The sequence below is a fragment of the Flavobacterium sp. ARAG 55.4 genome (genome assembly GCF_051846875.1).
Lineage (GTDB): Bacteria > Bacteroidota > Bacteroidia > Flavobacteriales > Flavobacteriaceae > Flavobacterium > Flavobacterium plantiphilum.
In genome coordinates, this window is the sequence record NZ_JBPYCT010000004.1 from 156,252 (window position 1) to 174,580 (window position 18,329).

General features: G+C 33.9%; 10 protein-coding genes. 2 read left to right on the forward strand and 8 right to left on the reverse strand.

Going from position 1 to position 18,329, the window contains the following annotated elements:
- Nucleotides 1-93: 93 nt before the first annotated feature.
- Together ACSV4D_RS06435 and ACSV4D_RS06440 are read left to right on the forward strand one after the other, a co-directional pair.
- A complete protein-coding gene (locus tag ACSV4D_RS06435) occupies nucleotides 94-1,050 on the forward strand; it encodes a geranylgeranylglycerol-phosphate geranylgeranyltransferase (RefSeq protein WP_439227559.1) in 957 nt (318 codons plus the stop codon).
- Between the two features lie 169 nt (nucleotides 1,051-1,219).
- On the forward strand, nucleotides 1,220-2,128 hold the full coding sequence (locus ACSV4D_RS06440; RefSeq protein WP_439227560.1) for a pseudouridine synthase: 909 nt from the start codon (nucleotides 1,220-1,222) through the stop codon (nucleotides 2,126-2,128).
- Nucleotides 2,129-2,219: 91 nt separating this feature from the next.
- On the opposite strand, the gene ACSV4D_RS06445 is transcribed toward ACSV4D_RS06440, so the two are convergent.
- The 8 genes from ACSV4D_RS06445 to ACSV4D_RS06480 all read right to left on the reverse strand — a co-directional run bounded on the left by ACSV4D_RS06445 (nucleotide 2,220) and on the right by ACSV4D_RS06480 (nucleotide 18,066).
- Nucleotides 2,220-2,603 (reverse strand): hypothetical protein, encoded by a 384-nt coding sequence (locus ACSV4D_RS06445; RefSeq protein WP_439227561.1) that lies wholly within the window; start codon nucleotides 2,601-2,603, stop codon nucleotides 2,220-2,222.
- Nucleotides 2,604-2,766: 163 nt separating this feature from the next.
- Nucleotides 2,767-4,542 (reverse strand): RagB/SusD family nutrient uptake outer membrane protein, encoded by a 1,776-nt coding sequence (locus ACSV4D_RS06450; protein ID WP_439227562.1) that lies wholly within the window; start codon nucleotides 4,540-4,542, stop codon nucleotides 2,767-2,769.
- 30 nt (nucleotides 4,543-4,572) lie between these two features.
- Nucleotides 4,573-7,764, reverse strand: a complete 3,192-nt coding sequence (locus ACSV4D_RS06455) for a SusC/RagA family TonB-linked outer membrane protein (RefSeq protein WP_439227563.1) — start codon at nucleotides 7,762-7,764, stop codon at nucleotides 4,573-4,575.
- 22 nt (nucleotides 7,765-7,786) lie between these two features.
- Nucleotides 7,787-9,259, reverse strand: a complete 1,473-nt coding sequence (locus ACSV4D_RS06460) for a fasciclin domain-containing protein (protein WP_439227564.1) — start codon at nucleotides 9,257-9,259, stop codon at nucleotides 7,787-7,789.
- A 43-nt stretch (nucleotides 9,260-9,302) separates the two neighbouring features.
- Entirely contained in the window at nucleotides 9,303-11,015 is a 1,713-nt protein-coding gene (locus ACSV4D_RS06465) for a fasciclin domain-containing protein (RefSeq protein ID WP_439227565.1), read from the reverse strand.
- A gap of 14 nt (nucleotides 11,016-11,029) precedes the next feature.
- Complete coding sequence (locus ACSV4D_RS06470; RefSeq protein WP_408081718.1) at nucleotides 11,030-12,526, reverse strand: RagB/SusD family nutrient uptake outer membrane protein; 1,497 nt, start codon at nucleotides 12,524-12,526, stop codon at nucleotides 11,030-11,032.
- Nucleotides 12,527-12,545: 19 nt separating this feature from the next.
- Nucleotides 12,546-15,818, reverse strand: a complete 3,273-nt coding sequence (locus tag ACSV4D_RS06475) for a SusC/RagA family TonB-linked outer membrane protein (protein WP_439227566.1) — start codon at nucleotides 15,816-15,818, stop codon at nucleotides 12,546-12,548.
- Between the two features lies 1 nt (nucleotide 15,819).
- Entirely contained in the window at nucleotides 15,820-18,066 is a 2,247-nt protein-coding gene (locus tag ACSV4D_RS06480; RefSeq protein ID WP_439227567.1) for a fasciclin domain-containing protein, read from the reverse strand.
- Between the last annotated feature and the right edge of the window lie 263 nt (nucleotides 18,067-18,329).

The window sequence follows — 18,329 nt, forward strand, 5'->3', positions numbered from 1 at the left end:
TAAATAAATCAAGCTCGTTTTAAAAACAAACCATTAAATTTGATAAAAAATAATCACGGTTTTAGAACGAATACTATTAAGAGAAGTAAAAACATGTTAAGTAGAAAAAACAAACTTTTAGCGTTAAAAATTATTAGTTTGTTCTCTGTTGTCAGGGGCTATAACATTCCAATTATCATTTTAGCACAATACCTGTCAGCCATATTTATCCTTGCCCCGGAAATTCGGGCTTTAGATATCCTTCTGGATTTTAATTTATTTTTAATTGTATTTGCTTCTTCTGTTACTATCGCCTCAGGTTATATTATCAATAATTTTTACGACAGCCGGAAAGATTTAATCAATCGTCCCAACAAGTCCATGTTAGACCGGCTGATAAGTCAAAGCACAAAATTAAAGGTTTATTTTGCTTTAAACTTTATTGTGGCTTTAATAGCCTTATTTATTTCATGGCGTGCTTTTTTATTCTTTTCAGTTTATATTTTCCTCATTTGGTTTTACTCTCATAAAATAAAAAAACAGCCCTGGATAGGCAATCTTATGGCAGCACTTTTAGCAGTTCTTCCTTTCTTTGCTATCTTGTTATATTATTACACCCGATTGCCTCTATATGAAATAGAGACCTATAAAAGACAGTTTGCTGTAATTTCTGCACATGCCGCTTTTTTGTTTCTGTTATTACTTATTCGGGAAATGATTAAGGACTTAGAAAATATAAAAGGCGATTTAACTGATAATTACAAAACCATTCCTATTATTTACGGAGAACGATTTTCTAAAAAAGTGATTAGTTTATTGAGTCTTCTTACACTCTTCCCTATTTATCTTTTAATCGAAATCTATGATGTAGGTTATATGGATATTTATTTTTATTTCTGTCTGATTATCCTAATCTTTTTCATCAAATTTTTATGGAAATCTAATTCGAAAGCTCATTTTTTACTGCTTCATAATGTACTTAAATTTCTTATCGTGGCCGGAGTATTTTGTATAATGCTCATCAACCCAAGTATTTTATGGCACGGAAAAAAATTGTTTATGTCTATTTAATCTATTAATATAAATTTAAAAAAACTTCAACATTTATTTTAAAGCACATTTAGTTAAGCAGTTATCGCTTTTCTGATCATCGAAAATCGTTTCTCAACGATATAAGTAGTATCTTTGCGCGAATTCGTGCTAAATAGTCCGAACAGACGAAGTAAATTATTTGATTATTATGAACAACAAGGAAGGCAACAATAAAAGAGGTGGTTCCAGACCTAATAGCTCCAGACCAAGCTCTAACAAGCCAAAACCTGCGATGCCTAAAAGAGCACAAGGGCCTAAAAAAGTAAAACCAACTGCGAAAGCTGCTGAAGAAGCCGCTAAAAAAATAGAGAAAAAGCCAAATCAGGCTCCTAAAAGAGCGAAGGCAAAAGATGAAATTCGTTTAAATAAATACATTTCTAACTCGGGAGTTTGCTCTCGCAGAGATGCTGATATCTATATTCAATCAGGAAATGTAAAAGTAAACGGGGTTCCTGTAACTGAAATGGGGTATCTGGTAAAACCGGGAGACGAAGTAAATTTTGACGGTGTAAAACTCACTCCAGAGAAAAAAGTATATATTCTTTTAAACAAACCTAAAAACTTTACTACAGCTCTTGACGAGGGTCAGGAATTCAGAAACGTATTAGAACTGGTTAAAGGTTCTACTACTGCAAAAATTGCTGCTGTAGGAAGAATGGATAAAAACACCACAGGCCTTTTATTATTTACCAATGATACGGATATGATTAGAAAATTCTCACTGCCTAATCAAAAATCATCTAAAATCTACCAGGTTTCGTTAGACAAAAACTTAAAATTTGAAGATCTGGAAAAAATAAGCAAAGGATTAGTGCTGGACGGACACCGCGTATATGTTGAAGAAGTAAGCTATATTGAAGGAGAAGCTAAAAGTGAAATTGGACTGAAACTAAAAACTTCTAATGTCAAAGTAGTCCGTAATATCTTTGAGCATTTCGATTATGATGTTTTAAGAATCGATCGTGTTGCTTTTGCCGGTCTAACTAAAAAGAATTTACCAAGGGGAAACTGGAGATTACTTACAGAACAGGAAATCATCAATTTGAAGAATACTTAAAATTCTCTACCTTTTAAACAATAAATCCGCTTCAGATTAAATCTGAAACGGATTTGTTTTTATTAATAATACTCAAATATAACCTACTTAACTATGCATGCATTTTTACATACATAGGAATATCATTAGGCATTGTAAACCACTCATAAAGTGCAGTATGCTCTTCATTAGTGAAATTATAATCTGGTATAGCATGTTCTATCATCCACTCATCATCTTCATTAATTATTGGCTCTAAAGAATAATTCCCAACAGAAGAGCTAGCAATTATTTCAACAAAAGCTCCAACAGGCACATCATTAAGTACCCCACTACTATTCGTTTTAGGACTAGAAAATTCAGGTTGAAGAACTCCATCTACACGGATTTGCAGTGTTGCATATCCACTTACCTCCCATCTAATAGTTTGTTGGGCAGACAATTCAAAAAATGATACACAAAATATGAGCATCAAGAAAACGGTTAACTTTTTCATAATCTAATAAATTTGGGTTAAATAATTAATTCTGAGTTACATGTTAACTCACTCAAATATAACACTTTATTTTAAATTAACCCTATTTTTCTTGTTTTATAAAACAAGAAAAAGAGTTTGCACCATATGTTGCAAACTCTTTCACTACTATTTCTTTATTTAATTACCAGTTAAATGGTAGATACCAGTTATTAGGATTCATTAATTTTGCTCTTACATTAGCAGCTTCTGCATTTCCTTCGCTGTTTAATTTATCGAAAATTTTATCAGCTAAGAAAGCTGGATCGTTTCTGCGTCTGGCAACACGAACTAAGTCTTCCCAACGATTACCTTCGTAAGCCAACTCTAAAGCGGCTTCCGCAATAATATTATTCTCAGTAGTAATCATATCATCACCAACTGCTCCTACTGCTTCTAATCTCGCACGCCCTCTAACCCCCGTATTTCTATGCCAGGGTGCTCTATAGTTAGGAGCATCTCCCTGACGAGCATCAAAATTATAAGGAAACGGCTGCATTGTTTGTTGTATGTTACTTACATCAGTTGGAGGTGCATGTTTAGGTATTGGAGTATATTCGTACTTAATTCCCCGATTTAGTAGCGCATAAGCAATTCTTTGCTGATTATCTCTGTTTGCAGCTTCAGCATAACGTAAATGTAATTTAGCTGCACGGTATAAAAACCAATCTCCATTTCTTTTAAACTGATCATTTGCGGCTTCAAACTTATAGATGTACTTCATGATTACAGGATCTCCGGCTACCATTTTATAAGTAAACTTTGAACCCCGTGCATCGTAAGGATAACCAAATATAACATTACCATTACTATCATAAAAAACCTGATTATTTGAATTCCATAGATTAATAGCTCGCTGCGATGGTTTGGCTAAATAATCTCCTCCAGTTTTAGAAAAGAAAGCAATAAATGGATTGGCGGGTGCAAAATTACTCTCATATGGTAAAGACCAAATCCATTCTGTATTCCACAACACATCTCTGGTTCTCCCAAAAATAGACCGCCAGCCTTTAGTATTACTATCTACTAAAGTAGTCGCATCTGTCTCATAATCCCTTAAATAACCAACAGCTAAATCTTCATTCGTAATAACCTCTGCAAACTTCACACGGTAATTATCTAAAGTATTTGCCCCACCAGCGGGAGTTTCTTCCATTACATTCTTATAATGTGCCGCTGCTAACTGATAATTTCCTTTCCAAAGTTGTAAATCTCCCAATAAACACTCTTTATTGATAAAAAACTTTCTGGTATCATAGCCGTCCACACTAACTAATAAACTGCTTTCTACATCATAAATCTTTTTATAGGTTAGACTTTCTGTAAAAGTGACTAACTTATCTACAAGCTGATCTAAAGGAATCCTTGGGTATTTGTTGATGTTTTTAACATCCTCTAAGGTTTCAATTGGCTCAGTAATATAAGGCACACTTCCAAACTGAATTCCTAACTGCAGGTAAATCCACGAACGGATACAAGCGATATCAGCATAACGCTGGTCATATTGTGACTGAGTAAACTTCTTATCAGCTAACATGACATCAAAATTCTTCAAGGCATCATTACAATTCTGAATTACTTCATAGAATTGCTTTGGACTAATATATGGGTTATCTGCCGATACATTGTGATTAGACAGTTGTTCTAAATAAGGATTTGAATTTCTTGTGGTAGTCATCAAATCAGCACGCATCTCATTAAGAATCACGTGTTTTTCAGCAAGATTCATAAACTTACCATAAATTCCAACTACAGCTGCATCAGCATCATAGACATCACGATATAATTGATCCCCAACAAGCTTATCTTCAGGTTGTACATCCAGATAGTCCTGACATGAGCCAAGGCTAAATAATAGTGTCATAGCCGATAGAACCGATACGATACTTTTTGTTGTTTTTGTTTTTATTGTTGTTATCATCTGTATGTTCTTTTCTATAAGAGTAAATAATTAAAGTCCTAAACGTAGTCCCAGTTGAACTGATGTGAACTGAGGAGCTAAACCAATATCAGTTCCCTGACCAAATATCGATGAAGTAGCACTAAACTCAGGATCATAGCCAAGATATTTAGTAAAAGTTACCAAATTATTAGCAGTTGCATAAAGTTTGATGTACTTAACATAATTTGCATCATTTACTTTAAAATCATAGCCTAACACCAAAGTTTTTAACCTTAGATAAGAACCATCTTCAATCCATCTACTGGAAAATTCTGAATTCCCCAGTGGATCTCCCCAGGTTGCTTTTGGCATATCCGTTTGCTGACCTTCAGCTCTCCAGCGGTTGGCTACAGCAGCACTTTGGTTTTCATAACCGCTCATTTTTTCTAAATTGTAACGTAATCCATTGTAAATATCATTTCCTATAGAGAAATTGAATAAGGCCTGAAGACTAAAACGCTTGTAAGTGAAATTAGTTGAAAAACTACCCAATACATCCGGATTAGGATTTCCAATTACCATACGGTCATTGTTATCAATAACATTATCTCCATTAGTATCTACAAAACGTACATCACCGGCAGTAAAAGGAAGCAACTCACCATTTGTTAAACGTCTGTTTAATCCCGCTGCATTAGCTTCGGCAGTAGTACTGTAAACTCCTGCAGTTTTTAAACCATAAAATAAATTAGCATCCTTACCTACTGATGTTAAATAAGTAGCTCCTGCAAATTGAGTAAGAATATCGCCGTTTGGCAGTGATTGTATTTCATTTTTATAACGGCTTACATTTACTGCTAAATCAAATGTAAAATCAGTTGACTTAATAATACGGGCTTTCAATGATAAATCAGCTCCCAAAGTACGCATCGCACCGTTATTAGATACTGCATAATCAAAACCACTTATATCACTAACTGTTTCATAAACAATCATATTATCGGTTTTATTTAAAAATAAATCTATAGAAGCATTCAATCTTTCGTTAAATAAACCTAAATCAGCTCCGGCATTGAATTTCTTAACTGTTTCCCATTGTAAATTAGGATTACCAATATTACCTCTTACTAAACCTTGCATTCCTAATAAATTTTGAGAAACATAGTATTTCTGAGCTGTAAAGTTTCCTATATCATCATTTCCGCTATGACCATAAGTAGCTCTCAATTTTAAGTAATCGATAGCTTTTGCTCCTTTCATAAAGCCTTCTGAAGAAACTAACCAGGCTCCAGTAATAGAAGACATCAAAGCATACTTATCATTCCCATTTGAAACTTTGTCTCCAAATCTACTCGAACCATCAACAGCATAACTCGTTGTTAAAAAATATTTATTGCGATAATTGTAATCAGCATTAGCATACACATTCAACCAATTCCATTCTCCTAATACACCACCTACCTGACGTAATAAATTAGATCCTGCTCCTACAGAAGTAAAATCATCTGTAGAAGAATTGTAACCTAAACCTAAATCACTTTCGGATTTATTATTTTGGGTTCTGATTCCAAAATGAACTTCCAGATTGTGGTCATTATTAAAATTTTTAAAATAATTGGCATAAGTATCTGTGTAAAGGCTATTATAGCTCTGAATTTCACTTCCTGAACGATTGGTTCCAATAGCTGTAGGAAGAATAACATCCGCTACACCCTGATCCGGAATAAAGAAGCTTTCTCTTTCTTTATTAAGGGTTAAACCTATAATTGTATTAATATCCCATGCTTTATTTAAAACATATTTAAATTTAAAATTTCCAAAGAAACGGTAGTTATTATTTCTGCCAAAACCATTCGTTAAAATTGCATTTGGATTACTGACACCAAAATCATCCACATCTGCTAAATTAGGAGATACTTCCCCTGAATCAGAAATATCATTAACTCTTAAAAATGGAGATTTAGTGAGTGCGAGATACAAAGGACTTGTTTTATATGCAAAACCCTGATCCCATTGTTCCTGAGTACTATTTACAAAAGATAAATTAGCATCAACAAATAATCTGTCTGTTAATTTTAAAGCAGCATTTAAACGGGTACTGTATCTTTTAGTATTTGTTTGATCAATTATACCTTTACTATCCAAATAACCTACAGACAAACCAAACTTAGCGATTTCGTCACCTCCACGAACTTTCAGAAAATAATTCTGACTCACACTTGGTTTAAAAACCTGATCTTGCCAGTTCGTATTATTATGATATTTATAATATCCTGGTGAACCTACTTGGTCATTCATATATGGCAAATTAAAAATCTCAGGGGCTGTTAATCCACGTGTTGTTTCTAATTGTGACAAATGAGTACGGTAACCATTTGCTCCTAATAAAGGTAAATCATCTGGTGTCTGGTTAGCACTTCCATACATTGTAAAATCAATTTTAGTAGACAATTCTGTTGCACGGGTAGTAGTTATTTTAATTACCCCATTAGCTCCCTTAGTCCCATAAAGTGAAGAACCGTCTTTGATAACCGTTACATCCTCTATATCCTTAACATCAATATTAGTCAATGGAGACGAAATATTATTTTGTAAAATTCCTGATCCATAATCTTCATCATCGTAAATCATCCCGTCAACAATGATTAAAGGTTTGTTAGTTGCATACAATGATGTAAATCCTCGCAACGACAAATAACTTCCTGCAGCCGGAGTTCCTGAACTTCTAACAGCATTTAATCCTGCTACTTTTCCCTGAAGAAAACCACCAACAGATTCATTTACAGGAGCAGCCCATTGCTCATTTTTGAAATTGACAACACTTGCAGCAGTGGTGTTATTGTACTGCATTTTTTCACTAGCAGCCAGATTTGCCATTTCATAAGTGGGCGCATAATTAGCCTCGCTTAAATAGATTTCAAAACCTGATTTTTGCTTTCTTAAAGCATATACCTTTGTTTGAAAATTTTCACCACTTACTTTCAGAATTGCCTCTAGATTAGGGACTCTAATTTCAAAACTACCATCATCATTAGTAATAACGGCCGAAAATCCATCGACTGTTACATTGATTCCTGATAAAGTGGCTTTGTTTTTAGCATTTTTCACAACACCTTTTACTAAAATGCCTTGTATTTTTTTATTTGGAGTTGTCGTTGCAGTAGCTGTAGAATCCTGAGCTTCCTGAGCATACAATGGTGTATAGAATTCAGCAGCAAAAAACACGCTAACAAGACAGCTTAGTTTTATAATTTTTAGCATAACTAATTTTTTATAGAATATTTTATTTAAGAACAGGAACAAATTTCAAATAATCAAGAGTAAGACCACTCGTTGCAGTGGTAGGGCCTCCAATCAGAGAAATCAGGTCGATATTACCAGCAGTGTCTTTCGTGAATTCTCCTATCAAAACTTCATCATAATTATTAAATGGCACGGTAATAAGTGGAAATAACTTATCGAAATTAGCTACATTATCTGTAGTTCCTACAGTTTCAATAACCCCACCAATACCCAATTGTTGTTGGAAAAGAGAAGATGTTGTTCTGTCATTAACTGCTCTCCAATACACTTTATAAGTAGTACTGTACATGTCTTTTGCATTATATGTAAATGTAAATTTGTCCCTATTAGGGGCTTGTACCATGAGATCATTGAATAAAACCCCGGATGGATCCCTTCTGTCTCGATAAAGCATCCTAGTACGTGATCCTATATACCCTCTATTGGCTTCTCCTTCAATTCTAGTCGTTAATAAACGTTTGCCTAATTCAACATCAACTCTTTTCATAATATAAACAATACCATTACTCAAATTAATTTGTTGAACAATTTGTGTTTTATCTACAGGAACTACGACTCCAAATCTTGAAGTTAATGTTGCAGGCAATTGATTTAATTCGTATTTCCCATGAAAAGCCATATCTCTTACGGTAAAATACTTAGAATAGATGGCTGTAGAATCTATAGCCGGGTCATTTGAAGTTTTAATTAAATAAGGTTTCATTTTATTTACTTCGGCAGTATAACCCGCATCTTCCATTAAAAACAACGTATATAAATTGTCTTCGTTATTCAAATTGTAAACATTCTTTAAATAAGAATTAGTCAAAGAATCGGCAAGATATCCTGCTCCATTAGTTTCTGAAACGGCTTTACCTATACTATCTGACTGGTAAATATTAAACTCTTTTAAACTACGTAAATAAGTAGTCATTTCAGTAGTTGCTGCTGCTGAATTTACATACTGCCAAATATTTAATTTTGGGGTTAATGCTTTATCAATAATATGAAAAACACCATTAGCGGCATAATGATCTGCACTAACAATAGTAGCATCATCAATCATTGTACTCCCTTTAAAAATCAGATTTTTATTGGTAAACATCTTAATTCGCTCTTCCTGATTTGTTCTTACAGAGGAATAAGTAGTTAAGGTGATATGATTAGCAACAAATTGTTTAAGAGCTTCAGGGTTGTTCAATATCTCACTCCCAACAGCTGCCAGAGCTGTATTATTAGGTACAAAAACAGTATACGTCTTGGATGCAGCTAAAACTTCTGCATAACCGGTTTGATCTAATAATTTTGCAAATTCAGAAGTTTCGGAAGTATTGGTAATAGCTTCGTCAAGTGTAACTCCCAGATTAGCATCGCCATTATCTACACGATCATCCCAAGGATTGGAACAAGAGATTATTGCCAGTGTTAACACACTAGCAAATAATCTTCTATATTTATTTTTTAATAGAATCATTTCTAATTGATTAAGTTATTTTGAAATTATTAGGAATTAATTATTAATACTGTAAAGTACTTTTTCCTGCTACAAATTTTGGTACTAATTGGTTCATTTCTACAGGACGGAATTCTGCTATATCAAACCATGACTGATTCGTAAAACTTCCTTGACTTTGTAAAGTCAAGGTATGTCTGCCCGTTGTAGGTACATCTACTACACCCACTAATCTGCAATTTACCCTGCTGGACCATGGAGTAGCGTAACGCTTATAACCTTGAGATTCCAATACGGTTTCTGGTGTATTTGCTGTATCTGTATTACCACCCTCTGATAAGTTTACTTGTCTAGGAAGTTCTATTCCGTTAAAAAACACTTTTACATTACCTACTTTAGTACCATTAGCTCTGTAAGAAATCCAGATCTTATATCGTCCCTTAATAATTACCGGAGTTTTAAAAGCAACATTTTGAGCATTAGCATCTCTAAAACGGTAAATCTCACAAACATCCGCGCCCCAACAGCCTCCAACTGTACTTGTTATACTACTACCATCTGCTTGTTTTCGATAAGCTAGGTATGCATTTCCATCACTTGCTTTTCCATCCCAGGTAACATCAATGCCAGCATTATCAATTGTTAGTTTTTCATATGCTTCTGCAGGTTTTTTCCAAAAAGCAGTTAATCTTCTAAATTCTGTAATATCTGTAAACTCAAAATATACCGGAGCTGGTAAACGTTTCTTGATTGCAATATTACCCCCCACAAAATGTAATACTCCATTAGATGCTGTTACATCACTTATAGGTCTATCTATAGCAACCCCTCTTTCTAATACCCCATTAAAAACATCTTCATTTAATAAGATTGTATCTTTACTTAATTTGGCACTAATCACCTCTAATGGAGCCTTAGTAACTAAAGAAGGTGTTATTGCAATATCAGCTAGATACTGAAGTCTTGGTAAAATACGGTAACTCACAAACAAATTTAAACTGTCTTTTAAATCTAAAGGATTATTTAAATGGCTATATCTATTTTTTAATTGCTCTAAAGTAGTAAATCCTGCTTCGGCAAATACTTCGTTAGTCTGAGCTAAAACAGTCAGGTAACTATCAATATCAGTTGTATTAGTTAATGGTTTATTTAACACATCATACCATCCTGTGGTCTTTAAAACCTCGGTAAATAAGGAAAGACTTGGATCCGCTTCTATAGTTTGAGCCAAAGTTTTATCTGCTACACGCAAAACTTTATCTATAATATGCATCACTCCGTTGCCTAATTCTATGTTAGAAGCAACAATACTGGCTTCTTTATTAACAGTTACACTGGAAACTCCATTTTTATTAGCAGCCCCGGTTACTAAATATTGACCATATAAACTAGGTGTTCCTATTTTCCCATCCGTAAAAGAGGTGGTGTTAATTCTCTGATCCAGAATATGCAGTTTAGCTATGTTTTGTAAATCTGCTAATGGAACCTGGCTCAATGAAGTAGCACCTATACTATTTAAATACTCCTGTACAGCATCATTTGTGGGAATAAAAACAGTATATGTACCATAAGTATTCATAAAGGAAGCATAATTAGTTAAATCCAGAAGTTCTAAAAACATTGAATAATCCGGATTGGCTCTGAGATATTCAGTAATATTCATAGTCTCATCTGTAGTTTCTTTTATTTTTTGTTCTGAACAATTTTGAAACACTAAAGCTATCAAAAAAACTAAAGTAAGTCTCAACAGGCTAGGCAATCTTAATACTCTTTTCATGACTTAAAATTTTTTTATTTGTAAAATGGATTTTGTACCAGAGCTTTGTTAGTAAAAAGTTCGTACGTGTTTATAGGTAAATAATGACTGTTTTGATCTCTTAATTTTGCAAGTACAGATTGTTGTTGCTCAGGAAGAGCCCCTGCAATACCGGCATTTATTAAGATATCTAATCTGGCATAATTATTTCTTCTGGCATTACGAAGGATATCAAACCATCGTTTTCCTTCGTAAGCGAATTCACGGGAACGCTCAGCCAACAAATAATTAATTATTTCAATTTTATTTTCTGAACCCGGCTCCTGAGAGGTTAATTCGATAGCATCGCGTTTTTCACGTAGATCCTCAATAATATCAATTGCTTCCTGACCTCTGTTCAACTCTGTAAGGGCTTCGGCTTTCATTAACAGCACATCAGCAAATCGATATACAAACCAATGAGTATCCGCATTCTGCAACTCTTTACGTTCATTAAAATTCAAACCTACAAATTTGTAAATTTGAGAAGTTCCAGGAACTAAGGAAGCACGCTCTCCTCGAATATCTCTATTATTAGCATCGGCGAGATCAATACCAAAAACATCTTCCAGAACCGTAGCCCCGCCTAAGAACTCTGGTCTTAAATAAAAGATATTATAAAAAGGACCTAAATTAGATGGCGTATATTGAAATTCAAAAATACTTTCTTTCGAATTACCCTGAGCATATACCGTATTAAACCAAGAACTGGAAGCTTCAATTAAACCAAATCGTGGAGAAGCAATTACCTTATCTGCAGCAATAACTGCTTTTTCATAATTATCTGTCCATAAATAAACGTCAGCCTGCATTGCATTAATAGCATAGGTAGTTATACGTCCTCTGTTAGAAGGTTCATTACCATAATCTTCCACTCCATACTGTTCTGCCAACTCTAAATCTTTAATTACCTGAGCAAAAATTTCGCTTTGAGGAGTAGTTGGTAACTGGAAATTTTCTGCATCACTTAAAGTAGCATTTAGTTTTAAAGGCACATCTCTAAAAGTTCGGGCTAATGTAAAATACAAATACGCTCTGATAGCCAATGCTTCTGATAGAAAATTATTCAGCTGTGTTTCTGTTAAAGTAGGATCTTCTGCTCTAACTGCTGGTGCTAATTCAATTACAGTGTTACAATAATTAATAGTTCTGTAAAAAGCAGACCAATTTGTTAATTCATTTGAGGCAATAATATTAGAGTTCATAATGTCTCTCTGATCATTAGTAACGTTAGGCCCAGGAGCAATCATATCCCCTCTTAATTCACCGTACATGAATAAATACTGAGAGATTGGCAAGTCACTTACTCTGGGAGGCGAATTCAACAAAGAAGAGTAAATACCTATAACTGCTGCCTGAATATCTTCCTTAGTGTTCCAGAATTCATCACGTACAATTCCATCTTGTGGACGTAAATCTAAATAGTCATCGCACGAACTAGCCGAAACAAAGAGTATAAAGATTGCTAATATTGTTTTTATTTTAGTTTGCATAAATCAAATATTTTTTTGTTTAAAAACGGGTTGATAAACCAAATGAGAAACGTTTGGTAGGTGGTGTAGAAGCATTATCGATTGTAATACCAAAAGCTCCTTTACCCATACTTACCTCTGGATCCTGTCCTCTGTATTTTGTAAAAGTGTATAAGTTATCTGCTGTTATATACATTCTTACTTCTTCTAAGTTTAATTTCTTCAATAAGTTTTTACCCCAGTTATAGCTAAGAGTTACAGAACGTAAACGAACAAATGAAGCATCCTCAACATAACGATCCGAACCCAACCAGTTATAACCAGTTTGATGTATAGCTCTTGGCATATTGGTTACATCTCCAGGATTACGCCATCTGGCTAAAACAGCAGTACTCTGATTACTCCATCCATACATATTAGTGGTATTCATATCGGTTCCGTTAACAATATCAAAATCAAAACGATACGTAAAGAAAAGATTTAATTTCCATTGGTTGTTAAAACTAACGTTAGGTCCAAAACCTCCAGCAAATTTTGGATTGCTGTTTCCCAGATACACCACATCACGACTATCAATGTTACCGTCTTTATTGATATCTTCATAAATAGCATCACCAGGCTGAAAGGTATAGTCTGTTACTGGAAAATTAAAACGCATAAATACATCCTGACCATTAGGACCAACAATAACATTACCATTAGCATCTCGTGCTCTTGTAGCATCAAGATCAGTATACACTCCCTTGAATTTATATCCATAAAAAGAACCAAAAGGATTATCTACTTGTAAGAAACGTTTGAATTGTCCATTCCTGTCGGTATTTCCTTCTTCGGTTGCTACAAATTCAGACATTTCTGTAATCATATTTTTATTATTAGAAATATTAAAATTGAAATCTACTTTCCATTTACCGGATTTATAAGGTGTAGAATTAATCCCAATTTCCCATCCTTGATTTTTCAAAGTTCCTACATTTTGATCAGATATACTGGTATATCCGGAAACTCCAGTTACAGCAAGATCTTCATAACGGAGATCTTTAGTAATCGTTTGATATATTTCAGCATCTATACTCAAACGCTTATTAAACATTTGAAGATTGAAACCTAAGTTTTTACCAATTTTTGTTTCCCAACGCAAATTACTTAATTCCATATTCCCGGGAACAATACCATTGAGACCTAGATAATCTGTTTGATAATTGTTATAAACATTATAAAAAACATAATCATCTTTTGGTGCTCCTCCGGAATGACCATAACTTAACCTCATACTTAAGTCATCTATATTTTTAAAATTTTTCATAAAAGGCTCACCTGAAATTCTCCAACGTGTAGATATAGATGGAAAATAACCATATCTGTTTTTTCCTGCAAACTTAGAAGTTCCATCAGCTCTTAAACCTACATTTATCAGGTAACGATCTAACAAACCATATTGAGCAGTAAAAACAGCTCCCACGTTTCTTGACTGAGTATTAGATGTATATAAGGTACCTGTTTCTGTTCTGGAAGGATTTGACGGATCTGTTAATACAGATGAAGCAGTATTTGATGTCATCACCTGATGTGATGCATAACGGAAATCATTCGATTGTAAGGACAATAAAGCCTGAAAAGTTTGTTTTTCTCCTACATTGGGTGTATAAATAAAGTTAGTTTTTGTAATCACACTAGACTGATCAGAATCACCATCATAAGCTCTGTTTACTACAGTTTCTGTAAAAGGACGACCTGTGGCATTTTGAGGTAAAAAAGATTTATTTTTTCTTGATGCATAATCAAATTGTAAATCAAAAGTTGACATAAACACTCCGGGAACAATATCAACACTTAAATTAAAATGGGGTACAATACGATTTTCGGCTATATCATTAATAGCTAATTCAGCCATAGCTAATGGATTATAAGTACTTCCATAGGTTCCCTGTACGTTTCTGGCCGGTGAGAAATAATTAGGAGTAAGATTTCCTGCTTCGTCAAACTCATAAATACTCATATTAGGCATTTTAGTATAAGCAACTCCTCGCAATTTGTCTTCACTATCTTTAGAGTTCACATAATTACGTTCCGTATCAGTATGAGTATAAGAAATATCTGTCTTGAACTTAATACGGTCAGATACAACATAATCCAAATTTAGCCTTGCATTTAATCTTTCTAAACCAGTACCAATAGTGACTCCTTTTGATTTATAGTATCCTACTGAGCTATAATATCTTGCTTTTTGCCCTCCCCCCTGTAAAGAAAGAGTATGCTCACCTGTAATACCAGGCTGAGTGATAGCATCTACCCAATTCGTATTCTGACTGTAGTTTTTAAAATAATACACATCTTGCGGATCATATTGAAATTCTTTTACAGTCAAAGTATTTAAAGGCACTCCATTCGCATTCATAAATTGTTCAGGAATCAATTGTGAATATTGATCACCGCTTAACATTGGAATAGTAGAAGGTAATTTAGAATATGTTCCTCTATAATTATACGTTATTCTTGGAGCACCTACAGATCCACGTTTAGTAGTAATTAATAAAACCCCTGCTGCAGCACGAGATCCCCAAATAGCAGTAGCTGCCGCATCTTTTAAAATGGTAATCGTCTCAATATCAGATGGTGCGATATTGATTAAGGCTGCGTAACTCTGATCATCAGCCGATCCAAAATTAAAATCCTCAGGTACCGAGGTTTCATAAGGCATACCGTCGACTACAATCAATGGATCTGAAGAACCTGTAATAGAAGAGGTTCCACGTATACGAATCTGCATCCCCGCACCAGGATCTCCACTACTGGCCACAATATCCACACCTGATAAACGCCCCTGTAAAGCCTCATCGATAGAGGCCGCCTGAGTATTTTCTAAATCTGCAGCATTAATAGATACCGAACTTGTAGTACGATCACGATCAGCGATACGCATTAATCCATTATCTGATGTCTTAGCTGAAGTAACAACAATTTCTTTTAAGGATTCAACACTTGAAACCAGGAAAACCTTAATGGATACTTTTCCATTAATAGCCACTGTTTTAGATTTATAACCAATTGTTGAAACTGATAATTTGTTATTTGGATTCTTAACACGGATAGCAAAATTCCCGTCAAAATCAGTAACCACACCTCCTACAGTACGATTTTCAGCATCCTGCTCTACTACAGTCGCTCCGGGAATAGTCTGATTATCCGCTGCATCAATAACCTGACCGCGAATCAGTACAGCAGTACTGGATTGTGCCAGAGCTGGTAAAGATGCCAGAATAATTAAGGCAAATGTAAAACTGTAAAATATTTTTGTAATTTGTTGTCTCATTTTATTCTGAAAATTTAATATAGTTATCTACTAAATGAATCAAAGATCTGTCTGCTAGATTATTACTTGAAGCTTTAATATAATTTGCAGATGAATCACTGTCAGTTATACTTTTAAACACTAATGTTCCTGGTGAACTCTGAATTTGTATGTATGTCTTTTCTCCCAGACCATCTTTTCTAAGCGTTTCAAACTGCCCTGTAACTAATCCATCATCAGAGGCCGTTGCATTCACTAAAATATGGTAACTGATAAAATCTGCTATTTTATCTATATCAGGTAGAAAAGTCGGTGTATAATTAGGAACCCCAGTAGAAGGCGTTCCAGGTAATACACCATCACGAACTGCTTGGGTAATTGCATCATTATTTGGCACAATAAACGTATATGAAGTTCCTAAACTAACTCCCCGAATAGCTCCTGTAGTAGTATTATAAACGGTCGAATTTTTAAGATAATTAAAAAATGATGAAAACTGAGATCCCGGAGCTTCTGCTAATTCTTTAATTTCTAAACCTTGAGGTCTATCAGTAAATTCAAATATATTATCAATATAATAAGTTACACCATTTTGCTGAACATCTGCAGCCCCTACAATATTAATAACATTACCCATTGCTTCAGTTCCTGCAGTAGATATTTTACCATTATTCCATTTAAGATATTCTCCCGGGAAATCTAAATCTCCGGAACGAATAATTCCTGAAGTAGTACGAATATTATCTAACTCCCCATTTGGAGTGGCTACTATACTGTTGTAAAGAATCCGATACAAGCGGGAACTTGCTGCTCCACCACTTACACTTAATCCTGTAGCTGGATTAGTATAAACCCATTGAGAACTATTAATATCATAATTATAACCTAAAGAACGAAGTAACGTATCTGAAGGCAAAAACAACACATATTTGTTCCTGATATTACTAATCATTTGTTTTATCTCTGTACTATTATATAATCTTGTAGCAAGTGTAAAGGCAGGATCTAAATATGCAGAGGTATAAACACTGTAAAATAAATTTGATTTCTGTACTATGTCTGAACCGTAAAAGAATCCATTACTCAGGATTTTTTTATCAATGATATTAGCATTAAAATCAAATCGTAAATCTTCATCTAAACCGTTAGTATAACTGGCAGCTATAGATGGCCAAACTGCATTTTGAACCATGTGGGCATTAAAGAAATCCTGAAACACATACAAAGGCAGTTTGTCTACAGAAGGATAATGCTTCAAAAGAACATCTCTTACAAAAGGCTCCAAAGCAGCATTACTAGGAGCGATCATTGTAAAAGCATCACTTTGCCCATCATTATCCATTTCTTTTAAATAATTCTCACTATTAGGTGAAAATGCTAGTCCTGAATTATAAAATTTAATATAAACATCATCTGACTTTCCGGTAAAATTCTTATAACTGGCACTTACTGTTTCATTAAACTGATAAGTAACCAAATGCTCTTCAAGCATTTTATAAAATTCACTATATTTACTATTTGCTCCTTTTGCATTATCCTCTTCCAAATACTGAGCTATACTCAATGGAGGCAATACAACTTTGTCAACTTCATGAATAATCCCATTTTCTGCAATTATATCAGCCTGTTTAACACTTCCATCAAATAAATTAAATCCAGTGTACTCTTTACCAGAATAGAAATAATTAAAATCAAAAGAGCTTAAATTTTTAGCTGTAAAATATTCATCGGTAAAATAAGTAACATACTTATTATTGTTATCAGCAAAAAAATAACCTCCATTCCGATTGGCATCAACTACAACCATTGGAGTTCCGTTAACAATTTTATTCTGATAACCATCATAAAAGGCAGTTCTTCTTCTAAAAGCATTATCTAACACCCATCCTTGTGAACTTTGATAATCCGACAGCTGATCTTCCCGAAAAGCATTATAAACTAAGGCATATCTAACTATCTTTGCAGCTGTAACATCATCAATTTTTGTTACATCAGATATTCCTTTTTCCTGAAAATACGCAGCAAAAGCTTCATCATTAGGCGCAAACATAGTCCAGTATCCTGATTTACTCAAAATATCCTTGTATCCGGCTTTTTCAATTAAGGTTCTAAAATTTTTAAAATTACCCAATTCATCTAATCGTTGATAAATGGGGTTCTCGAGATAATCTGGACGCGCATAGTATTCATCAAATACGTCTCGACTGCAACTGGAAAATAACGCCAGAAGCGGTAGGATTAATAAATAGTAATTAAATTTTCTCTTCATTATTGGTTAGCTTATAAGTGGTGAATAATTATTTATATTTTTTTTAACTATTTTTTGTCAATATTTAACTTTTCAAATGTATAGGTTCAACTTAATACATCCATCCTGTTGTATCCTGTTTTTTATATATGCATTAAAAAAAAATAAAAAAAAATACACATATCACAATGTATTCATTAATATACCAACAATGAACAAACCTTTATATTTACTGGATTTTTATTATTTCTGGCAGTAAAATAGAAATACCAAAAAAACATATA